Origin of the sequence: Allobosea sp. Root483D1 (genome assembly GCF_001429505.1) — a bacterium.
Lineage (GTDB): Bacteria > Pseudomonadota > Alphaproteobacteria > Rhizobiales > Beijerinckiaceae > Allobosea.
Genome location: NZ_LMJW01000011.1, coordinates 37746 through 55547 on the forward strand (window position 1 = coordinate 37746; position 17802 = coordinate 55547).

The window sequence follows — 17802 nt, forward strand, 5'->3', positions numbered from 1 at the left end:
CAGAAACCACCGCTACCGAAGCGCACGCTGCGCGCCGGTAGCGTTCGGCAAGGCAACACGGGTATCGATTTCGCAATGGTCAAGGCACAGCTTGAAATTCAGCCGATCGAGGAGGTTCAGAGCCTCAAGAGCCGCACCTATGAGGCGCTGAAGGTCGCGATCGGGACGATGAAGATCTACGACGCGGGCGCCGAGCTTCGGCTCGACGAGCGCGCGCTGTCGCTTCAGTTCGGTGTCAGCCGCACGCCGTTGCGCGAGGCCCTCGCTCAGCTCGAGCAGGAGGGGCTGGTCAGGATCGCGCCGCGCCGCGGCATCTTCATCGTGCGCAAGACCAAAGCCGAGATCCTCGAGATGATCACGGTCTGGGCCGCGCTCGAAAGCATGGCCGCCCGCCTTGCCACCGAAGTCGCCTCCGATGCCGATATCGCCGGGCTGCACAATCTCGTCGACACCTTCGACAGCGCCGACATCGAAGAGCATCTGGGCGAGTACTCGGACGCCAATATCCGCTTCCACGCGGCGATCGTCGCGCTCTCCGGCTGCAAGCTCATCACCGAGATCACCACCGGATTGTTCACGCATGTGCGCGCCATCCGCCAGCGCACGATCTTCGAGAGAGACCGGGCCCGCCGTTCCATCGTCGATCACAAGGAGATCGTCGAGGCGTTGGAAACGCGCAATGGCGAGCGCGCCGAGCGGCTCGTCCGCGAGCACACGCTCAAGCTGAGGCAACACGTCGAACAGTTCGTCCAGCTCGACTGAGCAGGACCAAGATAAACAACAAGAACCGCCAAGAAGAAACAATTGACTAGGGAGAAAGCGGGATGTCCGCAGTTGTACAAAGCATCTCTTCTGCCGCGCCCGAAACCGAGCGCGAGCTGACCGACGGCTTCAACCTCATCATCGACGCGCTGAAGCTCAACGAGCTCGACACGATCTATGGCGTGCCGGGCATCCCGATCACCGATTTCGGCCGCATGGCGCAGGCAGCGGGCATCCGCGTGCTCTCGTTCCGCCACGAGCAGAACGCCGGCTACGCCGCTTCGATCGCCGGCTTCCTCACCAAGAAGCCCGGCATCTGCCTTACCGTTTCGGCGCCCGGCTTCCTCAATGGCCTGACCGCGCTCGCTCACGCGACCACGAACTGCTTTCCGATGATCCTGATCTCGGGTTCGTCGGAGCGTGAGATCGTCGACCTGCAGCAGGGCGACTACGAGGAGATGGACCAGCTCGCCGTCGCCAAGCCGCTCTGCAAGGCGGCGTTCCGCGTCCTGCACGCCCAGGATATCGGCATTGGCCTTGCGCGCGCGATCCGCGCCGCGGTCTCCGGCCGGCCCGGCGGCGTCTACCTCGACCTGCCGGCCAAGCTGTTCGGCCAGGTGATGGACGCCGAGGCGGGCCGGAAGTCGCTGGTCAAGGTGATCGACGCCGCACCGGCGCAGCTTCCGGCGCCGGACTCGATCCAGCGCGCGCTCGACGTGCTGAAGGGCGCGAAGCGACCGCTGATCATTCTCGGCAAGGGCGCCGCCTATGCCCAGGCCGATGACGCGATCCGCCAATTCGTGGAGAAGAGCGGCGTTCCCTTCCTGCCGATGAGCATGGCCAAGGGCCTGCTGCCGGATCTCCACCCGCAATGCGCCGGCGCGGCGCGTTCGACGGTGCTGAAGGATTCCGACGTCGTCATGCTGATCGGCGCGCGCCTCAACTGGCTGCTCTCGCACGGCAAGGGCAAGAGCTGGGGCGACGCACCAAAGCAGTTCATCCAGATCGACATCGAGCCGAAGGAGATGGACTCCAACGTCGAGATCGTCGCGCCCGTCGTCGGCGACATCGGCTCCTGCGTGTCCGCACTGCTCGCGGGCATGGGCGGTGGATGGCCCGCGGCGCCAGCCGACTGGACTGCGTCCGTCGCCAAGAAGCGCGACGAGAACATCGCCAAGATGGCGCCGCGCCTGATGAACAACAACGTGCCGATGGACTATCACGGCGCGCTCGGCGTGCTGCGCACGATCATCAAGGAGCGGCCTGACGCCATCCTCATCAATGAGGGCGCCAACACGCTCGATCTCGCCCGCGGCGTCATCGACATGCATCAGCCGCGCAAGCGCCTCGACGTCGGCACCTGGGGCGTGATGGGCATCGGCATGGGCTACGCCGTCGCCGCCGCCGTCGAGACCGGCAAGCCCGTGCTCGCCGTCGAGGGCGATTCAGCCTTCGGCTTCTCCGGCATGGAGGTCGAGACGATCTGCCGGTACGACCTGCCGATCTGCATCGTCATCTTCAACAACAACGGCATCTATCGCGGTACCGACGTCAACAGCGCCGGCGACGACCCGGCCACGACCGTGTTCGTCAAGGATGCGCGCTACGACCGCATGATGGAGGCGTTCGGCGGCGTTGGCGTCAACGCGACGTCGCCCGATGAGCTGAAGCGCGCCGTCAATGCGGCGATGGACAGCGGCAAACCGACGTTGATCAACGCGGTGATCGATCCGACCGCCGGCAGCGAAAGCGGCCGCATCGGCAACCTCAATCCGCAAAGCGCACTCAAGAAGAAGTAAGGGAGGGATCCAATGAAAGCGCTCGAAGGCGTCAAGATTCTCGACTTCACCCATGTCCAGTCGGGGCCGACCTGCACGCAGCTCCTCGCCTGGTTCGGCGCCGACGTGATCAAGGTCGAGCGTCCGGGTACCGGCGACATCACGCGCGGCCAGCTCTGCGACGTGCCGGATGCCGACAGCCTCTATTTCACGATGCTGAACCACAACAAGCGCTCGATCACGCTCGACACCAAGAACCCGAGGGGCATGGAAGTGCTCTGGGAGATGGTGAAGGTCTGCGATGTCATGGTCGAGAATTTCGCCCCCGGCGTGCTCGACCGCATGGGCCTGACCTGGGCGAAGGTCCACGAGGTCAATCCGCGCATGATCGTCGCCTCGATCAAGGGCTTCGGCGCGGGACCTTACGAGGACTGCAAGGTCTACGAGAACGTCGCGCAATGTGCCGGCGGCGCGGCCTCGACCACCGGTTTCCGCGATGGGCTGCCATTGGTGACCGGCGCGCAGATCGGCGATTCCGGCACCGGGCTGCATCTGGCGCTCGGCATCGTCACGGCGCTCTACCACCGCACCCATTCCGGCCTCGGCCAGAAGGTCGATTGTGCGATGCAGGACGGCGTGCTCAATCTCTGCCGCGTCAAGCTGCGCGACCAGCAGCGCCTCGGTCACGGCCCCCTCAAGGAATACAGCCAGTTCGGCGAAGGCCTGCCCTTTGGCGACGCGGTGCCGCGCGCCGGCAATGATTCCGGCGGCGGCCAGCCGGGCCGCATCCTGAAATGCAAGGGCTGGGAGAACGATCCCAACGCCTACATCTATTTCATCACCCAGGCCCCGGTCTGGGAGAAGATCTGCGATGTCATCGGCGAGCCGACCTGGAAGACCGATCCGAACTACGCCAAGCCGCCGGCGCGCCTGCCCAGGCTGAACGAGATCTTCGGGCGGATCGAGCAATGGACCATGACCAAGACCAAGTTCGAGGCCATGGACATCCTCAACGAGTACGACATCCCGTGCGGGCCGATCCTCTCGATGAAGGAGATCGCCGAGGAGAAATCGCTGCGTGAGACGGGCACCGTGGTCGAGGTCGACCATCCCACGCGCGGCAAGTACCTCTCGGTCGGCAACCCGATCAAGTTGTCCAACAGCCCGTCCGAGGTCAGGCGCTCGCCGCTGCTCGGCGAGCATACCGAGGAAGTGCTGCGCGACGTGCTGAAGTTCGATGAGGGCCGCATCGCGGCGATCACCGAATCGGGCGCTACCGGCGCAGTGACGCGGGCGGCGGCGGAGTAACTTTTCCAAAGCGTCGGTGATCTCTTGGGATGGCGCCTCGGCAACGAGGCGCCATCTTTCTTGGAACCGCCGCGTGTTTCGAAGAGGCGCCACTCCTGAGGGGAGGGGGCCATGACGAGCAGGACGACGAACACGTTCTCGCCTGGGATGCGCGATCGATCTCGACCAGGATCGCGAGCACAGCTGCCGACTGACGCGCAAGGAATGTAAGTAAAACGGGGAGCACGTCAGTTGAGGCCCCCTTCGTGGTTGGCGAATTCAACCAGACGGCACGGTTCTTCAGCCGTACCATCTGGGGTCTTGAGATGCGTCTCAGAACGCCGGGAGCGGCTTCCAGGCGCCGCCCATCCACTTCTCGTAAGCCTTGGGGATGCTGCCGTTCAGGATGTTCACGAACAGGAAGGTGTCGACCCAGCGCTGGAAGTCGAAATCGCCGCGGCGCACGCCCATGGCGTAGACATTGCTGGTCAGCGTGACCTTCCGCTCGAACTTCTTGTCGGGATAGCGCTTGTTCAGTTCCGAGGCGAGATAGGAGACGGTGCCGGCGGCATCGACCTGGCCAGCGACCAGCGCAGTGAGATTGGCGCTGTCGTCGGCGAACTGGACGAGTTGCAGGCCGGGGATGTTGGCCTGCGCGATCAGGTTGGCGTAGGCCGAGCCGCGCGAGACGCCAACGCGCTTGCCGGCGAGATCGGCGAGCTGCGACACCTTCAGCTCCGGCGGGCCTATCACCATTGATTCATGCATGCCGTAGGGCGCGGTGAAGAGCACCGACTTGGCGCGCTCCGGCGTGATCTGGAGGGTCGAGGCGATGACGTCCGCCTTGCCGGTGAGCAGGGTCGGGATGCGGTTCTCGTTGGTGACCGGCACGATCTCGAGCTGCACGCCCAGATCCTTGGCCAGCATCTTGGCGATCTCGACATCGTAGCCATCCGGCATCATCTCGGCATTGGTCGTGCCGAAGGGCGGCGAGGCCGTATTGACGCCGACCAGCACCTTGCCGCGCTTGAGCACAGCATCGAGCGTCTGGGCTTGGGCGGTGGCGCCGAGCAGCAGCAGCGGAAGTGTCGCCGCCAGGCCTCGCAACCAGGTTCCGAATCTCGTCGTCATCGTCTTGTCCCCTCTTCTGCTGTGGATGGGTCGCGGTTTCAGTGGAGGCGGGCCTGTCGCTGCTCCAGCCAATCGGACAGCAGCGTGAAGGGCAGGCACATCACGAAATAGGCGGCAGCGACCACGCCGAAGGCGAGCAGCGGCTGGAAGGTCGCGTTGCTGACGATCTGTCCGGCGCGGGTCAATTCGATGAAGCCGACGATCGATGCGAGCGAGGTGTTCTTGATGACCTGGACGACGAAGCCGCAGCTCGGGGCCAGCGCGGTCCGCAGCGCCTGCGGCAGGACCACCAGGCGCATCCTCAACCAGCGCGACAAACCGAGCGCAGAGGCGCCTTCCCACTGGCCCGGCGGCACCGCGCGGATGGCGGCGAGCCAGATCGTCGAGAAATAGGAGCCCGCATACAGCGTCAGCGCCAGCGCGCTGGACAGGAGCGCACCGATGTCGAGGCCGGCGGCGCTGAGTCCGAAATAGGCGATCAGCAGCAGGATCAGCAGCGGCGTGCCCTGGACGAACTGCACGAACAGCATCTGGCCGCGCCGCACGAGCTTGCTGCGGCTGAGACCGAGCCCGGTGAGCAGCGCGCCGAACGCCGCGCCGCCGGCGAGCGCCAGCAGCGACAGGAGCAGGGTCCAGCGCAGTGCCAGGACGATATAGGTCAGCTCGTTGACACCGATACTGCATGGTTCAGGCCCAGACCCGGCTGCCGCGGAACAGCCTCAGCCCCAGCAGCCAGAGCAGCAGCCGCTGCAGGTAGTTGAGGACGAGGTAGAGGCCCGCCGCCACCGAGAAGGCTTCGATGCTGCGGAAGGTGTCGGAATTGATGTCGGAGACGACAGCGGTCAGCTCCTGCGCGCCGATGGTCGAGGTGATGCCGGTCGACAGCATCAGCAGCACGTTCTGGCTGACGAGCGCTGGATAGACGCGCGCCAGCGCCGGCGGAAGCACGATGAAGGCCAGGATCTGCCAAGGGCGAAGCGCCAGGCTCTTGGCCGCCTCGACCTGGCCGCGCGGCGTCGCGGCGAGCCCGGCGCGGATGATCTCGCTGGTGTAGGCGGCGTTGTTCAGCACCAGCGCGACACAGGCCGCCGCGACGGGCGAGAAGCGGATGCCCAGCGAGGGCAACCCGAGATAGACGATGAAGAGCTGGACCAGCAGCGGCGTGTTGCGGAAGATCTCGACATAACCACGGGCGAGCCAACGCAATGGCCAATGCGCCGACCGCCGCGCCAGCGCGATGAGGAGGCCTGCGCCGGTGCCGAGGAACATGCCGACCAGCGTCAGCACGATCGTCAGCACGAGCCCGTCCACGAGGAGGGGCCAGCGCTCGATGACAGGCCCGAAGGTGAGCGAATAGCCGGTCATCGCACCACAGTCATGGCAGGGGGCGCGGGGTCATCATCGGCCCGGCGGCAGAGAGGCTGTCGGCGCGGCAGAGCCCGAGCGCCGCTGCGCTGTACCACCAGGAATTGTCGGCCCAGCGCACGATCATGCATTCGGTGCTGACCTTGATGTGCTGCCCCTCCATCGAATGGCCGAGCGCGATATGCGCGATCGTTTCCGGCAGCCCGGCCGCCAGGCAGATATGGGCTCCGTAGACCGAATGGCGGAGCGAGGGATAACCGGCCCGGTCGGGGCGCTCCTGCCAGCGGGCAAGGTTGACCGGGTCGCATTCCCAGCACTTGCCGATGTCGTGGCAGAGCGCGCCTGCCAGCACGAGATCGCGGTCGATCCGGACCTGCGGGAAGGTCGAGGTGAATTCGTCGACGGTCGCCATGGCGAGCTTGGCGACGCCGCGCAGATGCAGTTCCTGCGAACCCTCGTGCAGCACGAAATGGTTGGGCGCCCCCTCGCCCGGCATATCGGAGATACGGGTGAAGGAGGAATCGCGCAGCGACAGCGCCCAGGCGCGGATGACGGCCTCGCGCAGGGCCTCGTCACGGATGCCGAGGATCTCCGGCAGGTCCTCCAGGATGCTCGCACGAACCTCGGGCGAGACGTTGTTCAATTCCGCTTCAGGCAGGGTCGGCACAAAAAACCTCGGCTGTTAGGCTCGGCTGGGAGCGGAGCCTAAGCCGAGCCCTTTCCTGGTTTCCAATCGAAAATGCGACTAGGCTGATAGAGCCATTGTATCGGATCACCGATGACGAGCCTGAAATTGATCGAGGCCTTCTATTGGGTGGCCAGGCTGCGCAGCTTCCATGCGACGGCGAGGCGCCTCAACGTGACGCAGCCGACCGTGACCTACCGGGTCAAGGAGCTGGAGCGCCAGATCGCCCGCCCGCTCCTGGTCCGCAGCGACCAGCCGGTGCGCCTGACGCCGCAGGGCCAGGCGGTCTTCGCCTATGCCGAACGGCTCGTTGGGCTGATGCAGGAGATGCAGGAGCATCTCGGGCGCGACAGTCCGGTGAGCGGCGTGCTGCGGCTCGGCGTGATGGACGCCTTCGCGGCGATCTGCCTGCCCGATCTGCTCCAGGACTTGTCCGAACGGCATCCGAACCTCGCCGTCTCGGTTGTGGTCGACCTCAGCCACAGCCTGACGATGAAGCTCGACGCAGGCGAACTCGATATCGCCGTCGTCTCGACCCCGCCGAGCGTGGCCGGCCTACGCTACATCCGCCTGGGTACGTTGAACGTCGCCTGGATCGCGACGCCGCGCTATCGCAGCGTCGTCGGCGATGCCCGGGCTTTGTCGCGCCAGCGCATCTTCTCGACGCCGCCGCCGTCGAATGTCGGCACGATCATTGCCGAATGGTTCCGCAATGCCGGGATCGACATGCCGACACTCAGCATCTGCAACAGCATGCCTGCGATCGTGGGGCTGGTGACGGCCGGCGCCGGCATCGGCGTGATGCCGGTCAAGCTGGTCGAGGCGGCCATCCGGTCAGGGGCGCTGTGCGTTTTGAGCGAGATCGAGCCCGTGGCTCCGCAGGACATCTTCATCGGCGTCCCCGTCGGCGTTCTCGACCCGGTCATTCCCGTCGCGACGGACGCCATCCGGAATGTGGTCGGCCGGCATGCCCTTTGTGACTGACGACGATTTTCAGCTGGCCAGGCCACGGATCAATGCTTCGCCCGTCTGATCGTGCTCTCGGGCGCGACGGCCTTGTCAATGACGGGCTGATCGGACTCGGCAGCTTCGAGGGCTGCCTGCTCGGCACCGCGTGCTGGACGATCAACCGCGAGGACCCGGTCGACGCCGGCTTCCTCGTCGCCTGACGCGATCCTGCGACGGGGTGGATTTCAGGCCGCCCCGCCGCAACTACGCTGCTATTGCGCGCCCGAGGCCGTGCGCGCTGCGATCCATTCGGCCACCGCGTCCAGGCGAGCGCGGTCGATGCCGGTCGCAATGCCCTTGGTCTCGAAATGCGCGACGAGCCGTTCCGTTGCGAGATTGCCGGCTGCGCCGGGCGCATAGGGGCAGCCGCCCAATCCGCTGACCGAGCCGTCGAAGACGCGCAAGCCCAGCTCCCAGGCGGCTGCGACGTTGGCGATGGCTCGGCCCGAAGTGTCGTGGAAATGCCCGGCCAGCATCGTCGCCGGCGCCCGCCGCAACGCCGCCTCGACCATGGCCGCGGTCCGCTCCGGTGTGCCGCGCCCGAGCGTATCGGACAGGGCGATCTCATTGCAGCCGAGCGCGAGCAGGTCCGCCGCGACTGCTGCGACTGCTTCGGGAGTGACCTCTCCCTCATAAGGGCAATCGAGCGCGCAGGAGACATAGCCCCTGACCGGCACGCCGGCACGTTCCGCCAGCACCATCACCGACCGGAAGCGTTCGATGCTCTCCGCGATCGAGCAATTGGTGTTCTTCCGGCAGAAGCTCTCGGACGCCGCGGTGAACACGGCGAGCGCCCGTGCGCCAGCAGCGAGCGCCGCTTCTGCCCCCTTCTCATTGGGGACCAGGGCCGAATAGGTCACACCCGGTCGGCGGCCCGCGCCGCGCATCACCGCGTCGTGGTCGGCCATCTGCGGCACCCAGCGCGGCGAGACAAAGGCCGTCGCCTCGATGTGGGAGAGGCCGGCGTCGGCGAGCTGGCCGATCAATGCGAGCTTGTCCTGCGTCGCGACCTGAACCTTCTCGTTCTGCAGCCCATCGCGCGGGCCGACCTCGACAATGATGACGCTGTCGCCGGCCATCTCAGGCGCCGAGATAGGCCGAGCGGACGCGCTCGTCGCGCAGCAGCTCGGCGCCAGTGCCGGCTAGCGTGATCGTGCCGGTCTCGATGACATAGGCGCGGTCGGCGATGGCGAGCGCCTGGTTTGCCATCTGCTCGACCAGGAGGATCGTCATGCCCTCCTCGCGCAGCCGGCGGATCACCGAGAAGACCTCGCGCACGATCAGCGGCGCCAGGCCGAGCGAAGGCTCGTCGAGCAGCAGGAGCTTGGGCCGCGCCATCAAGGCGCGAGCGATCGCCAGCATCTGCTGCTCGCCGCCCGAGAGCGTCCCGGCGAGCTGGTCCTGGCGTTCGGCGAGGCGCGGGAAGACGCTAAAATAGCGCTCGATATCGGCGGCGATGCCATCCTCGTCGCGGCGGGCATAAGCGCCGAGCACGAGATTGTCGCGCACGCTCTGGTCGCCGAAGACCATCCGCCCTTCCGGCGAATGGGCGATGCCGAGGCGAACGCAGTCATGGCCCCGGATGCCGGTGATGTCGCGGCCCTCGAAGCGGATCGTTCCGGCGGCGACCTTCACCAGCCCGCCGATCGCCCGCATCAGCGTCGACTTGCCGGCGCCGTTGCCGCCGATCAGCGTGACGACCTCGCCCTGTCCGACCTCTAGCGAGATGCCCTTCAGCGCCTCGACCGCGCCGTAGCGGACCTTGAGCCCTTCGATCGCGAGCACGGTCATGCGGCGTCTCCGGTCAGGGCGGCATCCTCGTCGGCGCCGAGATAGGCGGTGACGACCTTGGGATCGCGGCGGATCGCCTCCGGCTGTCCCTCGGCGATCAGCGCGCCATAGTCGAGCACCAGCACATGCTGCGAGATGCCCATGACCAGGTCCATGTGGTGCTCGATCAGCAGTACGGTGACGCCGGCCTGCTGGATGCGCCGGATGACCTCGCCGAGCTCATGCGTCTCCTGCGGGTTCAGGCCCGCCGCCGGCTCGTCGAGCAAGAGTAGCTTGGGTCGCGAGGCCAGCGCCCGGGCGATCTCGAGCCGTCGCTGCAGGCCGTAGGGCAGGCTCTTGGCCGGCTCATGGGCGCGCTCGCCAAGGCCGAGATCGGCGAGCAGCGCCAGCGCATCGGCCCGCGCCGTCGCTTCGGCGCCTCGACTCGAGGGCAGGCCGAGCAGCGAGGCGGCAAAGCCGGTCTCGACATGCCGGTGCGCACCGAGCAGGACATTGTCGAGGGCCGAGAGCTCGCCGAACAGTTTGAGGTTCTGGAAGGTGCGGGCGATGCCGAGCGAGGCGACGCGATGCGACGGGCAGCCGGCGATCTCCTGGCCCTCGAAGCGGATCGAACCGCTGCCCGGCGCGACATGGCCGGAGAGCAGATTGAGCAGCGTCGTCTTGCCGGCGCCGTTCGGCCCGATCAGCGCATGGACCTTGCCGGCAGTGATAGCGAAGGAGACGTTCCGCACCGGCACGATGCCGCCATAGGCCTTGTAGAGGTCCTTGACGACGAGGAGTTCGCCACCCGCGGGAGCCGTCGCGGTCGCGGACAGCGTGCTATGGCCGGCGACGCTTGGCGGCGACGCCTTACGCGGCCGCCAGCGCGCCGCGAGGCCGGAGACAGCACCGGCAATGCCGTTCGGCATCAGATAGAGCGAGAACAGCAGGAGCGCGCCATAGCTGAAATGCTGCAGCGCCGGCCAGCGCGCCAGCCAGGCGTCGAGCAGGGTCAGGATCACCGCGCCGAAGAGCGGCCCGTAGAGCGAGCCCGAGCCACCGAAGATCACCACGACCAGCAGGAAGATCGACAGGTTGAAGGTGATGAAGTCGGAGTTGAAATACTGGTTCTGCTGCGCGACCACGGCGCCGGCGAGCGCGCAGGTCACCGCCGAGATGACGAAGGCCAGCGTCTTGGCTCGCACTACGGAGATGCCGACCGATTGCGCCGCCGGCTCGGCCATCTGCACCGCCAGGAAGGCGCGGCCATAGCGGCCGGCAAGCAGCGAGCGCAACATCAGATGGGTCGCGATACAGAGCGCGCCGACGAACCAGACCCAGTGCAGGTTGGTGAAGCTCGTGCCGGCGATCGAGGGCGCACTGATGCCGTAGAAGCCGGCTTGGCCCTTGAAGATGTCGGTCCACTCCGTGACGATCTTCTCGACGACGATGCCGAAGCCGATCGTCACCATGGCGAGGCTCGGCCCGGAGACGCGCACCGACGGCATGGCGATGACGAGGCCGAAGACCGCGCCGAAGCCGCAGGCCAGCACCAGCGAGAGCCAGGGGGAGAGGCCCCATTCGATATTGGCGATCGCCGCCGTATAGGCGCCGACGGCGAAGAGCCCGGCATGGCCGAGCGATTTCTGGCCGGCATAGCCGACGAGCACGTTCAGGCCGGCGGCGGCGAGATAGTTCACCCCGATCGTGAACAGGATCTGCAGGTAGAAATCGTTGAAGCCGAGATAGGGCACGAGTGCGAGGGCTGCGACCAGCGCCGCCAGCCCGATGGCGTGGGCGGGCGCAGGCATCAGATCTTCTCCACGCTGCGCGCGCCCATCAATCCGCCGGGCCGAACGACCAGCACGATGATGATCAGCAGGAAGATGGTGATCTCGCGCATTTCGGCGCGCCAGAGCCCGACCAGCGCCTCGACCACGCCGAGCAGGAAGCCGCCGAGCATACAGCCGCGCGGGCTGGTCAAACCGCCGACGATCGCGGCCGAGAACGCCTTCAGGGCAACGCCGAGCCCGATGAAGACCGAGGCCGTGGTGATCGGCGCGATCAGGATGCCGGCGAGCCCGGCCAAGGCCGAGGAGATCACGAAGGCGGCGATCACGATCGACTCGACATTGATGCCGACAATCGCCGCCGCTTGCGGGTTGAAGGCTACGGCCCGGAGCGCCTTGCCGAAGCGCGTCTTGCGCAGGACGATGTCGAGCCCGATCATGACGGCGACCGCGACGACCGCGATCAGGACTTCCTGGGGGCGGATGCCGGCCCCGGCGATGCGCCAGACCTCGCTGCCGAGCGGCGAGGGCACGGCGATCGAGGCCGGGCCCCAGATAGCCAGCGCGGTGTTCTGCATGATGATGCCGAAGCCGATCGTGCTCAGCACCCAGTTCAGCCCGCCCGCACCGACGAAAGGCTTGATTGCGCAGTAGTAGAGCGCGATGCCGATCGCCCCGACCACGACGACACTGGCGAGCGTCGCCAGCATATAGGCCGTCATCGTCATCTCGACCTGGGTGAGATTGCCGAAATGCGGTTTGCCCGCCGCCAGCAGCAGGAGCGAAACGCCGACCAGGCTGCCGGGAACAAGGAAGGCGCCCTGGCCGAAATTGAAGGTCTTGGTCGTGGCGTAGGTGATGTTGAAGCCGAGCGCGATCAGCCCGTAGATCGCGCCGAGCGCCAGACCGCTGGCCAAAGCCTGAAGGATTGCCGTCATCGTCTCTCCGCGGGCCTGCTGTGCCGACGCCGAACCCTGTGATCTGAAATCACGTCGTCATCCCGGGCGAGCGCAGCTCGACCCGGGATCCATGCCGGAACCGTTCAGGCATGGATCCCGGCTCTACGCTACGCTCCGGCCGGGATGACCAGTCTGCTTCTTTCGCTGGTCCTCAGCGCTTCAGATCCGCCGCCGTCAGCCCCTTGACCACCGGATCGTCGAGCTTGACCACGCGGCCGTCCTTCCACTGCGCCAAGTGGAAGTCGGCGACGCCGAGCGCTTCGTGCTGCTCCTTGCTGAAGGGCTTGTCATAGGCCTTGATGATGCCCTGAACCTTGCCGAGATTCTCGAGCGCCTGCTGCAGCTTCGGGCCGTCCGTGCCTTCGGCCTGCTTGATCGCCGCGGCGATCAGCATCACCGCGTCATAGCCCTGTGCGGCCGAGACGAAGGCCGGCATGTTCGGGTGCTTGGCGACGAGGCGCTTGTGCAGCGCTGCGGCGCGATCGCTGGCGTCCTCGGTGGTCGAGGCCGCGAAGATCGTCTTCTCGGCGAGCTTGGGCCCGGCGATGTTGACCAGCGGCGTGTTGATCGAGCCCCAGGTCGAGAGCAGGCCGGGGTAATAGTCCATCTTCTCCATGCTCTTCAGCACCTGCGCGGTCGCGTCCGCCAGCGAGCCGGTGATGATCATGTCGGCGCCGGCCGCCTTCAGCTTGGCGAGCTGCGAGGTCATGTCGGTGTCCTTCGGCCCGAACTTCTCGATGCCGACCGGCTTGATCCCGTGCAGGGCCAGGATCTCCTGCAGGTCCTTGGTCGCGGCCTGGCCATAGCCGGTGGTGTCGGCGATGATCGCGACGTTCTTGGTCTTCGAGGCCTTGACCGCATAGGCGGCAAGCAAGGCAAGCTGCTCGCGATCGACCATCGACACCCGGAAGATGTAGTTCTGCGGCTCCTTGGCATAGCGGGCGGTGATGTCGGTCGCGGTCGCGACATGCGAGATCACCGGCACCTTCTTCTGCTGCGGGATGTGCAGCCAGGCGAGCGCATTGCCGGAATTGGTCGGGCCGACCACGGCCGCGACCTTCTCGTTGTCGATCAGCTCGTTCATGTTCTGGATCGACTTCGGTGGCGCGCCGGCATCGTCGCGGACGACGCCGACGAGCTTGCGGCCGAGGACGCCGCCCTGTGCGTTCAAATCCTCGATCGCAGCCTGGAAGCCATAGAGGCCGGAGAGGCCGAGCTCGGCCGCGCCCGAGGCCGACTGGTCGGCATTGTAGCCGATCTTGATCTCGTTCTGTGCGTAAGCCGGCAGCGACAGCGCCATGCCGGCCGAGACCAGCAGGGCACTGAGCGTGCGGCGGGTGATGCGATTGTCCATGAACGTTCCTCCGGTTGTCGTCCGCTTGCTGCGGTTCTGTGGTGAGAGTTGAAATGGGGCAGTGTCAGCCTTTGCGCCGCTCCGCCAGCAGTTCGCGCGCTCGGTCGACGCGGACGTCGTGGCTGCGGGCGAGCTCGGCGGCGATCGCCTCGATCTCGGCGCCCTCGGCCCCGGCGACGATGGCGATATTGCGGGCATGCAACGCCATGTGGCCACGCTGTATGCCTTCGGTCGCCAGCGCCCGGAGCGCCGCCATGTTCTGGGCGAGCCCGACCGCGACGGTGACCTCGGCCAGCTCCTGCGCCGTCTGGACCCCGAGCAGTCGCAGCGACCATTGCGCCAGCGGATGGGTCTTGGTCGCGCCGCCGACGAGGCCGAGCGCCATCGGCAGCTCGATCGAGCCGACGAGATTGCCGTCCCGATCCTCCTCCCAGGTCGTCAGCGAGGTGTAGCGGCCGCTGCGCGCGGCATAGGCATGGGCGCCGGCCTCGATGGCGCGCCAGTCATTGCCGGTCGCGACCACGACGGGGTCGATGCCGTTCATGATGCCCTTGTTGTGGGTGGTGGCGCGGTACGGGTCGATCGCGGCGAAGGTGTAGGCGTCGAGCATGCCGTCGATCATGCGGCGGCCGGAGAACTCCTTGGTCGCCAGCGCCGCCTCGGGAATGGTGACGCTGGCGCGCGCCAGGCGGAGATCGGCGAGGTTCGAGAGGATGCGCAGGCGCACCGTGCCGCCGGTGATGCGCTCGACGATCGGCGCCACCGTCTCGGCCATGGTGTTGACGGTGTTGGCGCCCATGGCGTCGCGGACATCGACCAGCAGGTGCATGACGACGATCGGCCCGCGCGGCGTCTGCGGGAAGACATGGACCTCGATGCCCTGGCAGCCGCCGCCGAGCGAGATCAGAACCTTGTCCCTGGCATTGGCCGCGGCGACGATTTCGGCCCGCGCCGCCAGCAGCTTGTGGCGGGCGCCCTCGGGATCGCCGATGCCGAGCAGCTGGACCTGCGCCCGCATGATCGGCCGGTCGCTCGAGGTGCGGAAGCCGCCTGAGCCCCGGGCGATGCGGGCCATATAGGAGGCGGCGGCGACGACGGAGGGCTCCTCCACCGCCATCGGGATCAAGTAATCCTTGCCGTTGACGGTGAAGTTGGTGGCGATGCCGAGCGGCAATTCGAAGGTGCCGACGACGTTCTCGATCATGCCGTTGGCGAGATTGAGCGGCAGCGCGCCGGGCTGCGCCAGCAAGGCGCGGTCGGCATCGGAGAGCCCGGCCGCCGCGACGGCCTGTTCCAGCCGCTCGGCGCAGCTCAGATTGCGGTAGTTCTCGATGCGCGAGTTCACCCCGCGCCCGGCGGCGCTTTGCGCCTCGGCCGTCGTCATGTCGTTTCCTCCCCAGCCGGGGTTTCTTTTGCGCCGCGCGATCGGCGTCGGCGCTTCTTCGGTTGACAAGCTCGGACAATCGCCGGAGAGCGGCAAGGCACAATTTCCGCAATGTCCCATTCTCTGTACCAGTGCCCCGACTGGTACAGATGCGAGGTTCGATGGACGAGCAGGCCGACAGCAACCGCACCGGCGCGATCGTCACCCGGATCGGCCGGATGATCGACGAGGGGCTGCTCCAGCCGGGGCGGCGCATGGCCTCGCTGCGGTTGGCCGCCGGCGAATACGGCGTCTCCAAGAATACCATGGTCGAGGTTTATGACCGGCTGGTCGCCAGCGGCCGGCTCGAAGCCCGTCGCGGCGCCGGCTTCTATGTCCGCGCGCCCGGACAGCGGCCGAGCGAGGCGCCGCCGCCGCATATGAGCGAGGCGATCGACATCGTCTCGCTGCTGCGCGAGCAGCTCTGCCAGGTCCATCCCGTGCGCGTCGGCGACGGCCGCCCGCCACGCTCCTGGATGGAGGATTCCGAGCTCGGACGGCATCTGCGCCTGCGCGCCGGCAAGGGCGACCTGCCGGTCGAGCACGGCTATGGCGATCCTGTCGGCTACGCGCCATTGCGCGCCCAGATCGGGCTGATGCTGGCCGAGCGCTCGATCCAGGTTTCACCGGCGCAGATCCTGCTCACCTTCGGCGCCAACCACGCGCTCGACCTGATCATCCGCCAGCTGCTACAGCCCGGCGACACCGTCCTGGTCGACAGCCCCGGCTATTACCCGCTGTTCGGCAAGCTGAAGCTGGCGCGGATCGAGATCGCCGGCGTCAGGCGCTTAGCCGACGGGCCGGACCTCGACGATCTCGCCGCGCAGATCGCGCGGCACCGGCCGAAGGTCTTCTTCACCCAGTCGCTGGCGCATAACCCGACCGGCGGCTCGATCGCGCTGCCGATCGCCCATCGCCTTTTACAGATCGCCGCCCAGCACGATCTCACCATCGTCGAAGACGATCCCTTTGCCGATGTGATGCCGGCGAGTGCACCGCGGCTCGCCGCGCTCGATCAGCTCGAGCGCGTGATCTATCTCGGCACTTTCTCGAAGACGCTCTCGGCCAGCCTGCGGATCGGCTACGTCGCCGCAAGCCCGGCACTCGCCCGCTCGCTCGGCGACATGAAGATGCTGACCGTGGTCAACTCTTCCGGCTATCTGGAGCGGCTGGTCAGCGACCTGATCGCCAGCGGCCAGTACCGCCACCATCTCAAGCGCCTTAAGGAACGCATCGGCAAGGCGACGCGCACTGCCTTCGGCGGTCTGGAGCGTCTCGGCCTGCCGATCTTTTCACGCCAGGGCGGCGGCTATTACCTCTGGGTCGGACTGCCGCCCGGCCTCGACGACCTCGCGCTGGCGCGGCGCGCTTCGGAGCAGGGCATCTTTATCGCGCCCGGCACGGTCTTCCTGCCGGAGCGCCAGCATCTCGACCCCACCGAGCGCTCCGCGGGCATGCGGGTGAACGTCGCCTATGCCGACGATCCCGCCTTCATGGCCTTCCTCCAGGCCGAGCTGGCGAGCGCTTCCTAGCAGTGGGAGCTTCGGCGACGCTGAATTCAGTCGATGTCGGCTGGCGTGAGGCGGCGGACATGGCGCCGCAGCACCGTCTCGAACGTCGCCAGCGCCGGCGAGATCGAGCGGCCGCCGGGCCTGATCATGACGATGTCGCGCGCGATCGCCGGGTTTGACAGTGGCCGGGCAAGGATCCGGCGATGCGGCGCGGCGGCCCGCGCATAGGTCGGGAGCACTGCGACGCCGAGACGGGCCTCGACCAGGGCCAGGGCGGTGGTGATCTGCGAGACCTCATAGGCCGGCACGAGCGGGATGCCGACCGTCTCATAGGCGACCTCGACCAGAAGCCGGATGCCGCTGTCGCGCGTCAAGGTGATCAACGGCTCGCTTTGCAATTCTCGCCAGTCGACGGTCGTGCCGGCGAAACGGCTGCCCGGACTGCAGAACAGCATGAGATGATCGCGCGCCATCGGGATGCGCTCGATGCCGTCCTCGACGGCGGCGAATGTTCCGAGCCCGCAATCGGCCCGGCTCGTCCTGACAGCCTCGATGATCGTGTCGGTGCGAGCATCGAGGACCGCGATCTGCACGCCGGGAAAGCGCTCGCGCATCTCCGCGATCGCCTCGGGCAGGATCGCCGCCGCCAGCAGCGGCGGGGCGGCGACGGTGATCCGGCCGCGCCGGCGTTCGGCGAGGTCGTTGGCGTTCTGGATGGCGAGGTCGAGATCGTGGACGATCTTGGCGCAGGCGCCCTGGAACTCCCGGCCGCCCTCGGTCAGCTCGACCCGGCGGGTGGTACGGTCGAACAGGCGGATCCCGAGCGCGTGTTCCAGCTCGCGCACCAATTGCGACAGCGCCGGCTGCGCCATATGCAGACGCTCCGCCGCCTTGGTGAAGGTGCCGAGCTCGGCGACGGCGAGGAAGGCCTGGATCTGTCGCAATGTGACTGCCATGGCCAATTTATAATCAGATCATC

At 66.9% G+C, this 17802-nt stretch carries 17 protein-coding genes; 6 read left to right on the forward strand and 11 right to left on the reverse strand.

The annotated features are described in order from the left end of the window. Positions 1-75: 75 nt before the first annotated feature. From ASE66_RS10035 to frc, 3 genes are all read left to right on the forward strand, one after another. Positions 76-762 (forward strand): GntR family transcriptional regulator, encoded by a 687-nt coding sequence (locus tag ASE66_RS10035; protein WP_057189485.1) that lies wholly within the window; start codon positions 76-78, stop codon positions 760-762. A 62-nt stretch (positions 763-824) separates the two neighbouring features. Beyond that, positions 825-2561, forward strand: a complete 1737-nt coding sequence (gene oxc / locus ASE66_RS10040; RefSeq protein ID WP_057189486.1) for an oxalyl-CoA decarboxylase — start codon at positions 825-827, stop codon at positions 2559-2561. Between the two features lie 12 nt (positions 2562-2573). Next, positions 2574-3848 carry a formyl-CoA transferase gene (gene frc, locus ASE66_RS10045; protein WP_057189487.1) on the forward strand — a complete coding sequence of 425 codons (1275 nt, stop codon included), beginning with the start codon at positions 2574-2576 and terminating at the stop codon, positions 3846-3848. 312 nt (positions 3849-4160) lie between these two features. On the opposite strand, the gene ASE66_RS10050 is transcribed toward frc, so the two are convergent. Genes ASE66_RS10050 through ASE66_RS10065 form a run of 4 tightly spaced genes read right to left on the reverse strand, consistent with a single transcriptional unit; the run spans position 4161 to position 6990 of the window. Continuing rightward, positions 4161-4958: a transporter substrate-binding domain-containing protein gene (locus ASE66_RS10050; RefSeq protein ID WP_057189488.1), complete on the reverse strand. Its 798-nt coding sequence runs from the start codon at positions 4956-4958 to the stop codon at positions 4161-4163. A 38-nt stretch (positions 4959-4996) separates the two neighbouring features. Further along, complete coding sequence (locus ASE66_RS10055; protein WP_057189489.1) at positions 4997-5635, reverse strand: amino acid ABC transporter permease; 639 nt, start codon at positions 5633-5635, stop codon at positions 4997-4999. Between the two features lie 10 nt (positions 5636-5645). After that, positions 5646-6323 carry an amino acid ABC transporter permease gene (locus tag ASE66_RS10060; protein ID WP_057189490.1) on the reverse strand — a complete coding sequence of 226 codons (678 nt, stop codon included), beginning with the start codon at positions 6321-6323 and terminating at the stop codon, positions 5646-5648. Positions 6324-6333: 10 nt separating this feature from the next. Beyond that, positions 6334-6990 carry an HD domain-containing protein gene (locus tag ASE66_RS10065; RefSeq protein WP_244494859.1) on the reverse strand — a complete coding sequence of 219 codons (657 nt, stop codon included), beginning with the start codon at positions 6988-6990 and terminating at the stop codon, positions 6334-6336. A 111-nt stretch (positions 6991-7101) separates the two neighbouring features. Between ASE66_RS10065 and ASE66_RS10070 the strand changes: the two genes are divergently transcribed. Together ASE66_RS10070 and ASE66_RS32030 are read left to right on the forward strand one after the other, a co-directional pair. Then, positions 7102-7992, forward strand: a complete 891-nt coding sequence (locus ASE66_RS10070) for a LysR family transcriptional regulator (RefSeq protein ID WP_057189492.1) — start codon at positions 7102-7104, stop codon at positions 7990-7992. Positions 7993-8024: 32 nt separating this feature from the next. Continuing rightward, positions 8025-8177, forward strand: coding sequence for a hypothetical protein (locus ASE66_RS32030; protein ID WP_200964573.1), 153 nt, complete (start codon positions 8025-8027; stop codon positions 8175-8177). Between the two features lie 51 nt (positions 8178-8228). Here ASE66_RS32030 and ASE66_RS10075 read toward each other — a convergent pair whose 3' ends face one another. From ASE66_RS10075 to ASE66_RS10100, 6 genes are all read right to left on the reverse strand, one after another. Continuing rightward, positions 8229-9095, reverse strand: coding sequence for a hydroxymethylglutaryl-CoA lyase (locus ASE66_RS10075; RefSeq protein WP_156412092.1), 867 nt, complete (start codon positions 9093-9095; stop codon positions 8229-8231). A gap of 1 nt (position 9096) precedes the next feature. After that, positions 9097-9807 carry an ABC transporter ATP-binding protein gene (locus ASE66_RS10080; RefSeq protein WP_057189494.1) on the reverse strand — a complete coding sequence of 237 codons (711 nt, stop codon included), beginning with the start codon at positions 9805-9807 and terminating at the stop codon, positions 9097-9099. Beyond that, complete coding sequence (locus ASE66_RS10085; protein WP_057189495.1) at positions 9804-11597, reverse strand: ABC transporter permease subunit; 1794 nt, start codon at positions 11595-11597, stop codon at positions 9804-9806. Before ASE66_RS10085 ends, ASE66_RS10080 begins: the two co-directional genes overlap by 4 nt. Further along, positions 11597-12514: a branched-chain amino acid ABC transporter permease gene (locus ASE66_RS10090; protein ID WP_057189496.1), complete on the reverse strand. Its 918-nt coding sequence runs from the start codon at positions 12512-12514 to the stop codon at positions 11597-11599. The genes ASE66_RS10085 and ASE66_RS10090 overlap by 1 nt, the downstream gene beginning before the upstream one ends. A gap of 172 nt (positions 12515-12686) precedes the next feature. Then, positions 12687-13889: an ABC transporter substrate-binding protein gene (locus ASE66_RS10095; RefSeq protein WP_057189497.1), complete on the reverse strand. Its 1203-nt coding sequence runs from the start codon at positions 13887-13889 to the stop codon at positions 12687-12689. A gap of 64 nt (positions 13890-13953) precedes the next feature. Next, complete coding sequence (locus tag ASE66_RS10100; RefSeq protein WP_057189498.1) at positions 13954-15273, reverse strand: hydroxymethylglutaryl-CoA reductase, degradative; 1320 nt, start codon at positions 15271-15273, stop codon at positions 13954-13956. Positions 15274-15434: 161 nt separating this feature from the next. Between ASE66_RS10100 and ASE66_RS10105 the strand changes: the two genes are divergently transcribed. After that, the gene (locus tag ASE66_RS10105; protein WP_156412093.1) at positions 15435-16844 is read left to right on the forward strand and encodes a PLP-dependent aminotransferase family protein; all 1410 of its coding nucleotides are present in this window, start codon (positions 15435-15437) and stop codon (positions 16842-16844) included. A gap of 26 nt (positions 16845-16870) precedes the next feature. Here the strand turns inward: ASE66_RS10105 and ASE66_RS10110 are convergent, their stop codons facing one another. Next, on the reverse strand, positions 16871-17779 hold the full coding sequence (locus tag ASE66_RS10110; protein WP_057189500.1) for a LysR family transcriptional regulator: 909 nt from the start codon (positions 17777-17779) through the stop codon (positions 16871-16873). Positions 17780-17802 lie beyond the last annotated feature (23 nt).